The 11,947-nt window shown below is 72.2% G+C and carries 8 protein-coding genes; all 8 read right to left on the bottom strand.

Features of this window, described 5'->3' with window-relative positions; all coding sequences use genetic code 11:
- Positions 1–8 precede the first annotated feature (8 nt).
- The 8 genes from O7597_RS12460 to purD all read right to left on the bottom strand — a co-directional run bounded on the left by O7597_RS12460 (position 9) and on the right by purD (position 11,893).
- Positions 9–833, bottom strand: a complete 825-nt coding sequence (locus O7597_RS12460) for a hypothetical protein (RefSeq protein ID WP_281582782.1) — start codon at positions 831–833, stop codon at positions 9–11.
- Positions 826–1,344 (bottom strand): SigE family RNA polymerase sigma factor, encoded by a 519-nt coding sequence (locus O7597_RS12455; protein WP_281583241.1) that lies wholly within the window; start codon positions 1,342–1,344, stop codon positions 826–828. Before O7597_RS12455 ends, O7597_RS12460 begins: the two co-directional genes overlap by 8 nt.
- Before the next feature lie 64 nt (positions 1,345–1,408).
- Positions 1,409–6,493, bottom strand: a complete 5,085-nt coding sequence (locus O7597_RS12450; RefSeq protein WP_281582781.1) for a DNA repair ATPase — start codon at positions 6,491–6,493, stop codon at positions 1,409–1,411.
- Positions 6,486–8,507 (bottom strand): SPFH domain-containing protein, encoded by a 2,022-nt coding sequence (locus O7597_RS12445; RefSeq protein WP_269740419.1) that lies wholly within the window; start codon positions 8,505–8,507, stop codon positions 6,486–6,488. The genes O7597_RS12450 and O7597_RS12445 overlap by 8 nt, the downstream gene beginning before the upstream one ends.
- Positions 8,508–8,649: 142 nt before the next feature.
- On the bottom strand, positions 8,650–9,282 hold the full coding sequence (locus tag O7597_RS12440; RefSeq protein WP_281582780.1) for a hypothetical protein: 633 nt from the start codon (positions 9,280–9,282) through the stop codon (positions 8,650–8,652).
- A 117-nt stretch (positions 9,283–9,399) separates the two neighbouring features.
- Entirely contained in the window at positions 9,400–9,996 is a 597-nt protein-coding gene (locus O7597_RS12435) for a hypothetical protein (protein ID WP_269740421.1), read from the bottom strand.
- Positions 9,993–10,496, bottom strand: a complete 504-nt coding sequence (locus O7597_RS12430) for an RNA polymerase sigma factor (protein WP_269740422.1) — start codon at positions 10,494–10,496, stop codon at positions 9,993–9,995. The genes O7597_RS12435 and O7597_RS12430 overlap by 4 nt, the downstream gene beginning before the upstream one ends.
- 146 nt (positions 10,497–10,642) lie before the next feature.
- Positions 10,643–11,893, bottom strand: coding sequence for a phosphoribosylamine--glycine ligase (purD, locus tag O7597_RS12425; protein WP_281582779.1), 1,251 nt, complete (start codon positions 11,891–11,893; stop codon positions 10,643–10,645).
- Positions 11,894–11,947: the final 54 nt, after the last annotated feature.

Genomic DNA, 11,947 nt, shown 5'->3' with positions numbered 1-11,947 from the left:
CCGCCGGCTCAGGGGTGGAGGGTCAGACCGGGTTCCTGGGCGAGCGCAGCCAACTGTTCCAGGCTGAGCAGCGGCGGATCCACCCGCGTCGTCGGCCGGCCGACCGGCCGCTCCCGCAGTTCCAGGTTGGTGCCGAGCACTGTGACGGTCGTACCGTCCGCCCGCCGTAGCTGCGCCGATCGCTGCTCGTGACCGAACTCGCCAACGCGACTGAGTCTGGAGACGAGGACGCTGCCGTCGGCCAGCCGGGTGCTGGTGCAGTCCACGTGGACGGAGCGGTCCGCGCACGGGACCGGTAGATCGGTTCCGGTCGGCTGGACGGTCACCACGAGGTAGTTCGTCAGCCCGCCGCCGCTCAGCACCGCATGTGCCCGGTAATCCTGATACGTCGGGTCGTAGGTGAACTGGATGAGGTCGCAGTCGCGAGGCACCCAGCCCCCCTGCGCCGTCACGTCCCCCGGCAGCCGAGTCTCCAGCATCGGGCGCAGGACCCCGGTCAGCCTCGCCACGGCATCCTCCGGCGGTTCGGTGGGGCGCGGGCGTACCGTGTCGTACGACTCCGGGCTTGGTCGGCCCGGATCCTCCGGCACCGGACAGAGCGCCGGCGGCAGAGCAGCGGCTGGCATCGCGGGCTGTGGACGACTCGATCCGGGGCCAGGACCAGCAAGCAACGTCGGAGCGAGCGCCACCGCTGCGACCAGCACCGCACTGCCGGCCATCAGCCGGACGCGACGGCGACGCAGCCGCTCACCGGCGATGAGCGCCTCCACGTCGATCCGGCTCGGAGTGGGCGCTTCGGTCGCAGCATGCAGCTTCCGGGACAGCTCATGCATGAACAGACACCTCCTCATCTCCGGCCGCACCGCCGACGAGTCGCCCACGGAGCGTCTCGATGGCCCGGGCAGCCTGACTCTTCACAGTTCCAGGGGTACAGCCGAGCTCCCGGGCGGTCTCCTCCACCGAGAGGTCACAGAAGTAGCGGAGCACCAGGACCGCCCGGCGGCGCGGCGGCAACTCGGCAAGCAGGGCGAGGATGGCCAGCCGGTCCGCCGTACCCTCGACGGCCGGGATGACCGCCCGATCCGGTACTTCGGACCAGGCGTCCTCGCGCCGCCATGGCCGGCGGCGTTCGTCCAGCCAGACCCGCAGCAGGGTACGCCGCACGTACGCGTCGGGATTGTCCATCGCGGACACCCGTCGCCAGTGCCGCAGCAGCTTGACCAACGCCGTCGACACCAGGTCGTCGGCGGTGTGCCAGTCACCGCACAGCAGGTACGCGGTACGCCGCAGCGGATCCAGCCGCGCCGCGACGTACTCGCGGTAACCCTCGTAGTCCACCGGCAACCCGGCCACCTCCTCGCCTCACCCCTCAAACGGCGGCGGGGGTGGCCGGGGTTGCCCGGCCAGGTCAGGGACGTTCGGTGGCGCGGCCGATGGCGGCGGCGACGCCGCCGACCCGGTCGGCGAGCAGGCCGAGCGCGCCGACCGCCCGGTCGACCGGGTCGTCGCCGGCCCCGCCGAGCGCCCGCGAGCGCTGGAAGGCGTCCTTCACCTCGGCCCAGCGGGCGGCCTGCTCCGGCGTGAGCCGACCGCGCAGCTCGGCGAGCTTGAGCAGGTTCGCCTCCGCGCCGGCCGCCAGGGTCTGCGCCTCACCCAGGTAGTGATCGTCGATCACCGCCTCCAGCTCCTCGTCGGTGAGCACCGGGACGATCCGCTCGGCCAGCTTGTTCATGTTCCGGTACGACCCCTGGAGCTGGAACGGCGGTTCGGTGCGGGCGTCGTCGGACTGTGCCGCCGAGGCGATGTACGCCTGGTTGTTGGCCAGCACCACCTGCTGCACCCGCAGCAGCTTGCGCAGCACCGAAACGACCTGCTCCAGCTCCACCGGCTGGTACGGGTGGGACAACTGGTCGGCGCGGACCGTGTCGTCGCCCCGGGCCATCCGCACCAGCAGCTCCAGGTCGGCGCGGTCCCGCCCGGACAGCGGTGCCAGCACCGGGTTCGCGGTGAGCGCGTTCTCGACGTAGCTGAGCGCGAAGACCTCCTCCCGCCCGGAGAGCACGTCGCCGAGGTTCCACACGTCGGCCCGGTTGGCGAGCATGTCCGGCACCCGGAACCGCTTCCCCGACTCGGTGTACGGGTTGCCCGCCATGCACACCGCGAACCGCTTGCCGCGCAGGTCGTACGTGCGGGTCCGGCCCGCCCAGACACCCTCCATCCGGCGTTGCCCGTCGCAGAGCGAGATGAACTTCTGCAACAGCTCCGGGTTGGTGTGCTGGATATCGTCCAGGTAGAGCAGCACGTTGTTGCCCAGCTCAAGGGCGAAGGAGATCTTCTCGACCTCCTGCCGGGCGGTGGCGTCGGGTGCCTCCGCCGGGTCCAGCGAGGTGACCTTCGAGCCCAGCGCCGGCCCGTTGACCTTGACGAAGACCAGGCCGAGCCGGCTGGCCACGTACTCCATCAGGGTGGTCTTGCCGTAGCCGGGCGGTGAGATCAGCAACAGCAGGCCGGACTGGTCGACCCGCTTGCCGTCGCCGGTCGCGCCGAGCTGCCGGGCCAGGTTGTCGCCGATCAGCGGCAGGTACACCTCGTCGAGTAGCCGGTTGCGGACGAAGGCGTTCATCACCTTCGGCCGGTACTCCTCCAGCCGCAACCGCTCCCGCTCGACCTCCACCAGCGCGTTGCGTCGCCGCTGGTAGTCCCGGTACGCCGGGACCAGGTCGGTGCGGAACGCGCGGGTCCGGGCCAGCGTCTCGTCCAGCCGTACGTCGAGAGTGGAGCCGTCGATGCGCGGATGCGCGCCGAGCAGGTCGCCGACCGTCTCCGTCATCGTCGCCGCGCTGTCCTCCCGGGCCAGGTCGGGGCCGCACAGCTCGACGGCGACCGCCTCCGGCAGGTCGTAACCGGACAGGCCGCCGTCGTCGGTGGCCAGGAAGGCGGTCAGCCACGCCTCGACGAGCTGGTACCGGCCGGCCAGGTCGTCACCGAGCGCCCGCAGGTCGTCGTCGAACTCCCGGGAGGAACGGGACTGCGGGCCACCGAGCGCCCGGCGGAACCGGTCCAGCAGGGTACGCGCCCCGCCACCGGTGACGAACCGCACCGGAGGAGCGGCGAGTTCGGCGAACAGGTACTCCCCGGCGAGCGCGCTGCCACCGGGCGGCACCGGCAGTCCGGCCTCGCGCAGGAACACCTCGATCGCCTCGGCCAGTTGACCACAGAGCAGGTCGGCGGCGTCCGCGCCGTCCGGGCGACCGAACCGCGCCCGGGCCCGGGCCAGCGAGGCGGCGCGTGCTGTCCAGGTCGACCGGGTCGACTCGTCGGTGGCGTACCGCCAGAAGAGTTGGGCGGCGGCGCGGTCGGCCGGCGGATAGCGCAACAGTCCCGCGCCGGCGTGCAGGCGCAGCAGCACCCGCAGGATCTCGGCCGCGTCGTGGTCGTGCACGCCACGCTCGTATCCCTCGTCGTAGCGGGTCTCGGCGATCCGCCGGACCAGCTCCCGCAGCCCGTCGGCGTCCACCGCCGCCGTGTGCAACTCGTCGAGGTCGGGCCCGTCGCGACCGGCCTCGGCGGCGGCCAGGATCGCGGTGGCCAGGTACTCGGCCCGGTACACCTGCGCCGACTCGGAGACCAGCAACTGGTCCCAGAACCGTCGGGTCTGCTGGAACTCCTCGTCGCGTACCGGGGCGCGGTAGTCGGTGCCCGTCACCGCCACCACCATCCGACCCTCGGCCGGCACCACCGCCACGTCGATCGGTTGGGTGTTCACCGCGAAACGGTGCCGGCCCAGCCGGATCGTCTCGCCGCCGTCGGCGTACAGGTCGAGCCGGTCGCGCAGGCCACGCCCGGCCTCCTGGCGGGCGGCCCGGACCCGGCCGTCCAGCTCCTCGGCCCGCACCGCGTCGCCGAGGGTACGCAGCTCCTCGACCACCGCGCGCAGCTTGTCCACCATCGGATCGGCCGCGAAGTAGGTGTTGATGTCGTCGAGCGAGCCGAGGGTGCCGGCTCGCCGGTGCACGCTCACCAGGATCCGTTCGGCCGAGGCGACGAGCCGGTCGGCCCGGCGGGCCCGCTCGTCCAGCAGCGCCTGCTTGCGGGAGGAGAACGCCTCGTAGATGTCGGTGCGGCGGGTGGCCAGTTCGGCGAGGAAGTCGTCGAACTCGCCGAACCGGGACTCCAGCTCCTCCACCCGCAGCAGCAGCCGACCCAGTTGCTCGTCGCAGCGCTCGGCGGTGTCCGCCGCCGCCAGCGCACCGGTGACCGCCTGCCCGAGCAGGGCGAACTCGGCGGCGAAGCCGGCCCGGCCCTCCGCGGCGGCCAGCTCCCGGCGGCGCTTGTCCAGCACCGCGCGGGCCCGGTTGACCGCGCCCAGCACCTCGCCGACGCGGCCCAGGATGCCGGTGCGGACCGTCGCGTCGGCGATGTCCAACCCGCCGACCACGTCGGTGATGGTCTGCAGTCCGTCGGTACGCGCGGCCAGTTCGTCGTGGACGGTGCCCGCCTCGGCCACCGTGCCGATCTCGGCGGCCTTCGTGGCGAGCCGCGCCACCTCCTGCTGGTAACCGGTGAACGCCTCGTCGCGGCGCAGGAACTCCACCGCCCGGCGACCGGCCACCGCCAGTTCCTCGTCGAGTCGACCGGCCAGCTCGTCGATCCGGGCGTGATCGACGTAGCGCAGCTCCCGCAGCGTCTCCAGGTGCCCCCGGGCGCGGCGCAGGCCGCCCAACTGGGTGACCCAGTCGTCGGCGGTCAGCGGCGCCTCGCCGCGCGCCCGACGGGCCAGCGAGGCGATCTGCTCGGCGCTGTCGTCCAGTTCGGCCCGGGCCCGCTCGGTGAGGGTCCGGACCTTCTCGTGCTCCTCCAGCACGGCCGCGGCGGTGCGACGCAGCCCGGCCAGCGGGGTGGCCAGGTCGCCGAGGTCGTCCTCGCCGAGCCAGTGGTAGTGGTCGGTGATCCGGGCGCAGGCGGCGAGCAACGCGTCGTAGACCTCGGCGGTGGCGGTGCCGTCGACCATCCGGGCCGCCGAGAGGCAGTCCGAGATGCCGCGTACCAGGTCGGCGTTGCCGACCCGTTCCAGCGGCCCGGTGCCGGCCGGCTGCGCCGCCGCGTACGCGTCCGAGACGTATGGCGTCTGCCAGACCTGCATCGGATGCACCCGGGTCGGTTCCTCGGACACGGCCCGGAACACCACGAGGGTGCCGTCGTCGAACAGCGAGAAACCGTGGCACGGGATCGGCGCGGCCACCTCCTTGCGGATCGCGTTGTACGGCAGCAGCAGGCTGCGGCCGTCGGCGCGGGCGTGGAAGACGTAGAGCACGTCCTCGCCGTTGGGTGAGCGCACCACCCGCTCGAACTCCAGCTCCGACACATCGGTGTCGAACGTCCTGGTGACGCCGGTGACCAGGTGGTACCCGCCCGGGAAGATGATGCCGTGGTCCTCCGGAAGCCGTTGGCAGGCGACGCCGATGCCGTCGAGCCGGACCACCTCCCGGGTGAGCGTGTTGAACACCAGGTGCCGCCACTGCGTCTCCTTGTACGGCCGCAGCCGCAACAGGATCAGCGGCCCCACCCGGGCCCAGTGCACGTCGGCGTCGGCGAGGCTCTGCAACGGCTCGTCCACCGGCTCGCTGTAGACGCCCTCGCCGACCTCGGTGTTGTTCTCCACCTTCACGGTCAGCGTGCCGCCGACCGTCTCCACGAAGACCTGGCCGTCGATGGAGATGTGCGGGTGCCGGCCGAGTACGTGGTCCTCACGGGTCGTCTCGGTCCACTCGAAGTCGTGCGACGGCGGGAAGACGTGGTCCCGCTCGCCCCGGCTGTCCAGGTACTCGGGCATCCCGTCGACGCCGACCCGCCACCGCAGCACCCGGATGTCCTCGGTGCGCGGCCCGGTCTGGAACACCGCCAGCAGCCGACCGTCGACCCGACGCAGTTGCAGCAGGCGGGCCTGCCGGTAGTAGCGGTACAGCTCACCGAAGTCGCGGACGAACTGCGGGTCGCGGAGCAGGCCGGGCAGCTCGTCGTGGCCCGCCTCGTCGAACCGGAACCCGGCCACCGCCGGCCCGCCGTCACCGCCGTCGCCGGGTTTTCCGGGCTCGCGACCGAACCGGTGCAGCGAGAAGACGTCGTCGACGGTGGTCTCCGGCTTCAACCCGATGAAGACGTTGTAGCCGAACAGCATCAGCCCGCCCACCGAGACGATGTCCCGGGGTACGCAGTTGTGCTCCGTACGGATCCGCTCGGTGCTCAGCAGCCGCAGCTCGGTGCTGCCGAAGACCTCCAGTCGGCGGGCGTTGAGCGCCTCCGCCCGCCGGGCCAGCTCGGCGGCCTGGGTGGCGAGCCGCCGCCGCAGCACCTCGTAGCTGCCGTCGTCCAGTCCCGGCCGGGTACCGGCGTCCGCGGCCCCCGGCCCGGTCGGATCCGGGGCGGCCGGAGCCGGTCCGGCGTCGCCGGGCGTACGCCCGACGGCGGCCGGACCGGTGGTCGGCTCACTCACCGGCGCGCTGCCGTGGACCGGTCAGGGCGGCGACCGGAGTCTCCGCCACGCCGAGGCGTTGCGCGGCCTTCAGCAGCTCCTGGAGCTTGCCCTTGTCCCCACCGCCGGAGCGCATCTGCTGCATCAGGAACGCCGAGAGGGTGAGGTTCTGCACGTCGGCGCTGTCGATCGAGCCGACCATCCGGGCCAGGTCGTCGGTGAAGCTGGCGGTGCCGTCCAGCCACGGCTGGGCGAGATTCTTCGCCACGTCCGAGTGCGCCACGAAACCGTCCACGCTCTTGCCGTACGAGATCGAGCTGAGCAGCCGGTCGAAGAACACGCTGTCGCCGCCGACGATGTCGATGTTCGCCTTCTCCAGGCCGGTGGCGACCAGCTTGGCCTGTGCCTCGGCGACCTGACGCTGGGTGTCCAGCCCGGCCAGCCGGACCTCCTTCTCCAGTTCCAGGCGCAGCCGGTACTCCTCGTGCTCCCGGGTCGCGTCGTCGAGCGCGGCCATCGCGGCGGCCTTCTCGGTGAGACCCTCGGCCTCACCCTTCAGCTTCTCGCGCACCGCCTCGGCGGCGGCCACGGCCTTCTCCCGCTCGACGGCGGCCTCGGCGCGTCCGACCTTCTCGATCGCCTCGGCGCTACGCTCCTGAACCTGCACGTCGGCCAGGCCGGCCGCGGCCGCCTCGGCCTGGACGCCTTCGGCCAGTCGGATCTTCGCCCGGGTGTCCAGCTCGGCGGCCTGCTGCCGGGCCTCGGCCAGCACCAGTTCCTCGCGGGCCTTGTGCTTCGCCGCCGCCTCGGCTGCCTCCGCCGCCTTGATGTCCTTGACCAGATTCTCCTGCGCCTCGGCCTCGGCCTGGATGACAATCGCCTGCCGGGTCCGCTCGGCCTCCTCGACCACCCGCAGCCGCTTGATGTTCTCCTCCTGCTCGGCCACGGTCTTCTCCACCGCGATCCGCTCCCGGATCACCTCGGCGATGGCCCGCTTCTCGGCCTCGACCTCCTTGTCCTTGGCGATCGTGCTCAGCTCGGTCTCCCGGTCCCGGCCGATCACCTCCAGCAGGCGGTCCTTCTCGATCCGCTCGGTCTCGATGGCGATGACCCGCTCACGGTTCTTCTCGGCGACCGCGATCTCCCGGGCCCGGTTCTCGTGCTGGATGCCCAACTGCTCGTCGGTACGGATGTTCGCCGTCTCCGCCCGCAGGCGCTCCTCCGCGCGTACCCGGGTGACCTCAGCGTCCTCGCGGGCGCGTACCGTCTCGATCTCGCGGCGCTGCTTGGCCTCGGCGTCCGCCTGCCGGCGCTCCAGCTCCAGGATCGCCTCCCGGGCGTCGACGTTCTGCCGGGTGATCTCCTTCTCCTCGCTGCGGCGGAACTCGTTGGTCCGCACGTGCTCCAGCGCGGTCAGCTCGGTGATCTTCCGGATGCCCTGGGCGTCGAGGATGTTCTTCGGGTCGAGCTGCGCCATCGGCGTCTGCTCCAGGAAGTCGATCGCCGCGTCCTCCAGGCTGTAGCCGTTGAGGTCGGTGCCGATCACCCGGATGATCTGGTCCCGGAACTCGTCGCGCTTGGTGTAGAGGTCGACGAAGTCGAGCTGCTTGCCGACCGTCTTGAGCGCCTCGGAGAACTTCGCGTTGAACAGCTCCTGGAGGGTCTCCCGGTCGCTGGCCCGCGCGGTGCCGATCGCCTGCGCCACCTTGATGACGTCCTCGACGGTCTTGTTGACCCGGACGAAGAAGGTGATCCGGATGTCCGCCCGGATGTTGTCGCGGCAGATCAGACCCTCGTTGCCGGTCCGTTCGATGTCGATGGTCTTGACCGAGATGTCCATGGTCTCGGCCTTGTGCAGGACGGGCAGCACGACCGCGCCGGTGAAGGTCACGTCGACCCGCCGCACCTTCGACACGATCAGGGCCTTGCCCTGCTCGACCTTCCGGAACAGCCGGCTGACCATGAACACCACGCCGAGCGCGACGAGCAGGACAACGGCGAGGAGTACGCCTATACCGGTGGTGATGACATCCATGGCTGGGCGCGCGTGCGATGGCGACCGGCCGAGGCGGCCGGACGGGACGCCGCGCATCCTCCTTTCGGGGCGGCTCAGGGGCAGCGTGGGGCGGGCCGGCCTAAGGGGGTGGGCCGGCTGCGCTCGGCGGATTGGTGGTGAGCTATTCGGGTACGTGTCTCAGCGGATCGAAGGCGGGTCCGGCGGGCATCACCCAGAAGAACTCGCCGTCGGTGTCGTAGTCGTAGATCAACGCGGAGCTGCCGGCCGGCATCCGCTCCTCGCCCGGCTGCCGGATCTGCACCACCGCCGACGAACCGTCGGCTGCGGTCACCTCGGCCTGACCGAAGTCGGCGGTGACCGTACCGGTGCGCACGACGCAGAGGCGACCGACGAAGGCGTGCCGGGTGGCGTCCGTCTCGGTGGGGAAGAGTCGGCTCAACGGCACCGCGACCAGCCGGGTCACCAGCCAGGCGCAGGCCGCGGCGCCCAGCAGGACACCGACCGAGACGACGATCCGGGTGCCGGAGCCGAGCCCGAGACCGTCCAGCAGGGCGGTGCCGGCGAGACTGACGAACCAGGCCACGGCCACGAGCAGGGAGAAGATGACGGCACTGGGCACACCGCCCAGGCCGAGACCGGCCAGCACGGTGCCCGGTACGCCGTCGACGTCGAGGTCGTCGCCGAGATCCAGCACGCCGGTCAACACCAGCAGCCAGTAGCCGACGACCACCACCAGAAGGAAGCTGAACAGCACGGTCGGAAAGCTGAGCGCCGCACCGACAAAGCCGGTCACCGCGTCCTCCCTCCCCGTTGCGATGGCCCTGGCCGGCCACCGGCACGATGATCGTGACACGGGATGTCAACGCCCAACGGTGGCCGATCGGCCGGTCCAGCCGGCCTGAACGGCCGCTCAACCGAGATTGACCTCGATCAGGGCGTCCAGTGTCGACCACCGGGTCTCCGCGTCTGCCGCCGTCACCGCCAGGAACCAGCAGCGCCCGTCCGGTGCCCACGCCGACAGGTACGCCGTGGACGTCGCCGGCTCATCCGTGGCCAGCACCTCGGCACTGGTCGGGACGGTCACCTCGCGCGGTGTGCCGGGCAGGCCCGGTGGAGCCTCGAAGTCGGTCACCGCGACCACCCGGGAAACCGGGCCGGTTCCCTCGTACGCCGACCGGGTGCCGGCCGGCACCACCTCCGGCCGGGCCATCCGCAGCACCGCGTCGGTGGCGTCGACCGGCCGCAGACCGGGCGGCAGGCCCCGCAGCCCGGGTGCGACCGGGCTGGCCGGCGGTCCGGCGGGGGGCGGCGCAGGTTCGTCGTGCCGTGCCGTCACCGCCATGAGCACCGCCAAGCCGACGACCGCGCACGAGGCGAGCGCGGCGGCGGTGGCCCGCACCCGGCGACGACGGCGCAGCCGGGCCCGCACCGCCGGCAGCGGGTCCGGCGCGGGCGACCCGGACTCGGTGGTCCACACCCGACGCAGCGCGTCCCGGACGTCGGTCATCCCGCCGCCTCCACTTCCGGGCGTACCCGGGTGATCGGCAACCCGTCCCGCACGGTGTCGAGGGCGCGATGACGCAGCGATCGCACGGTCCCCGGGCGGCGCCCGATCGCCGCCGCGATCGACTCGTCGTCCAGATCGTCCAGATAGGTCATCACCAGCACCACCCGTTGCAACGGGGCGAGCCCGGCGAGCAGCCGGCGCAGGTGACCGTCGTCCGGCCCACCGGCCTCGGCACTCACCGGCCTTCGGGCGGTCGGCAACGACCGGACCCGACGGGCGATCGTCCGCAGCCGGCTCACGTGCAGCCGGACCATGGCGACCTTCGCGTACCCGAGCGGACTGCCGTCGGCCAGGAGTCGCTGCCACGACGTGGCCACCCGCACGTAGGTCTGCTCGAGGAGTTCCTCGGCCCGGCCCGGATCGGCGGTGACGGCGCGGGCGTACCGACGCAGCGTCGGTGCGGACTCCCGTACGAACGTCTCGAACTCGTCGGCGTCCATCCCACCTCCCTCACCGGTTAGAGACGCCACCACCGGTGCGTCGAGTTGCACGGTCGGCGGTTGGCTTTCACCAACGGACGGGACGCGTCACGGCAACGGTGCGGCGAGCACCCTCAGCACCGGTGGGGCGGACCGGCAGGCGCCCATCAGCCGGGCAGGGTGATCAGGCCGTCGATGGCGGCGGCGGCGATGTCCCGGCGATAGTGCGATCCGGGCAGCTCGATTCCGCGTACCACCTGGTAGGCGGCGTCGCGGGCGGCGGCCAGGTCCGGGCCGGTGGCCGTACCACAGAGGACCCGGCCGCCGGCGGAGAGCAGGGCGCCGTCGGCGGCCCGGCGGGCGGTGCCCGCGTGGATCACGCCGGGCTGTTCGCCGCCGGTGATCACGTCGCCGGTACGCGGCCCCGCCGGATAGCCCTCGGCGGCGACCACCACCGTTACCGCGGCGCCGGTACGCCAGCGCAGCGGCGGATGGTCGGCAAGGGCGCCGGTGGCGGCGGCGTGCAGCAGCCCACCCAGCGGCGTCTCCAGCAGCGCGAGCACCACCTGGGTCTCGGGGTCACCGAAGCGGGCGTTGAACTCGATCACGCGGGGGCCGTCAGCGGTGATCGCCAGCCCGACGTAGAGCAGGCCGGAGAAGGGCGTGCCCCGGCGGCGCATCTCGGTCAGCGTCGGGTGCACCACGTCCCGCATGACCTCGTCCACCAGATCCGGCGGCGCCCACGGCAGCGGCGCGTACGCCCCCATGCCGCCGGTGTTCGGCCCGCTGTCGCCGTCGCCGACCCGCTTGAAGTCCTGCGCCGGCAGCAGCGGCACCGCCGTCTCGCCGTCGGTGACCACGAACAGCGACACCTCGGGGCCGGCGAGGTACTCCTCGATCACCACGCGACCGCACTCGCGGGCGTGCGCCTCGGCTGCGGCGCGCTCGTCGGTGACCACCACGCCCTTGCCGGCGGCGAGCCCGTCGTTCTTGACCACGTACGGCGGGTCGAACCGGTCCAGGGCGGCGGCCGTGCTCGCCTCGTCGGTGCACGGGTAGGCCCGTGCGGTGGGGACACCGGCGGCGGTCATCACCTCCTTGGCGAAGGTCTTGGAGCCCTCCAGGCGGGCCGCCTCGGCCGACGGCCCGAAGACCGCGATGCCCTTTGCCCGAACCGCGTCGGCGACCCCCGCGACAAGTGGCGCCTCCGGCCCGATCACGACCAGGTCCGCGCCCACCTCGACGGCGAGCCCCGCCACCGCCACCGGATCGACCGGGTCGACGGCCCGCAGCTGCGCCACCGCCGCGATCCCCGGATTGCCAGGTGCCGCGATCAGCGCCTCGACGGACGGATCATCGGCCAACGCCAGGGCGAGCGCATGCTCCCGCCCACCACCACCAAGAAGAAGAACCCGCACGCCGAGTCATCCTACCGACCCCTCCGCCGATCCCGTTGATCAAGAAGTTTTCGT

Source organism: Verrucosispora sp. WMMC514 (genome assembly GCF_027497295.1).
GTDB lineage: Bacteria > Actinomycetota > Actinomycetes > Mycobacteriales > Micromonosporaceae > Micromonospora > Micromonospora palythoicola.
The sequence above is the reverse complement of the archived record's forward strand: the minus strand, read 5'-3'. Positions and strand labels throughout refer to the sequence as shown.

Excerpts from the sequence above, each read along its gene's own strand:
- O7597_RS12460 (WP_281582782.1), bottom strand. The coding sequence starts at position 833 with ATGCATGAGCTGTCCCGGAAGCTGCATGCTGCGACCGAAGCGCCCACT.
- O7597_RS12445 (WP_269740419.1), bottom strand. The coding sequence starts at position 8,507 with ATGGATGTCATCACCACCGGTATAGGCGTACTCCTCGCCGTTGTCCTG.
- O7597_RS12435 (WP_269740421.1), bottom strand. The coding sequence starts at position 9,996 with ATGACCGACGTCCGGGACGCGCTGCGTCGGGTGTGGACCACCGAGTCC.
- O7597_RS12430 (WP_269740422.1), bottom strand. The coding sequence starts at position 10,496 with ATGGACGCCGACGAGTTCGAGACGTTCGTACGGGAGTCCGCACCGACG.